Origin of the sequence: Paraburkholderia sp. SIMBA_053 (genome assembly GCF_046534895.1) — a bacterium.
Lineage (GTDB): Bacteria > Pseudomonadota > Gammaproteobacteria > Burkholderiales > Burkholderiaceae > Paraburkholderia > Paraburkholderia caledonica.
The window spans coordinates 1-230 of record NZ_JAWRXU010001901.1 but is presented as its reverse complement, the minus strand read 5'-3'; the positions used below and the strand labels follow the sequence as shown (position 1 = coordinate 230).

At 62.2% G+C, this 230-nt stretch carries 1 protein-coding gene; it reads left to right on the top strand.

What is annotated here, in order from left to right:
* On the top strand, positions 1-230 hold a 230-nt coding region (locus SB753_RS42160; protein WP_410805837.1), incomplete at both ends, for a UvrD-helicase domain-containing protein.

Below are 230 nucleotides of genomic sequence, written 5' to 3'. Positions count from 1 at the left end.
CGCCGAACTCTTCGCGAAGAACGAGCAGGTGCGCGACCGTTGGCAAAACAAGCTGCGTTATTTGCTGATCGACGAGTATCAGGACACCAACGCGTGCCAGTATGAATTGCTGAAGCAGCTCGCCGGTCCGCGCGCCGCGTTCACGGCGGTCGGCGACGACGACCAGGCGATCTACGGCTGGCGCGGCGCGACGCTCGAAAATCTCGCGCAGCTCGGCAAGGATTTTCCGA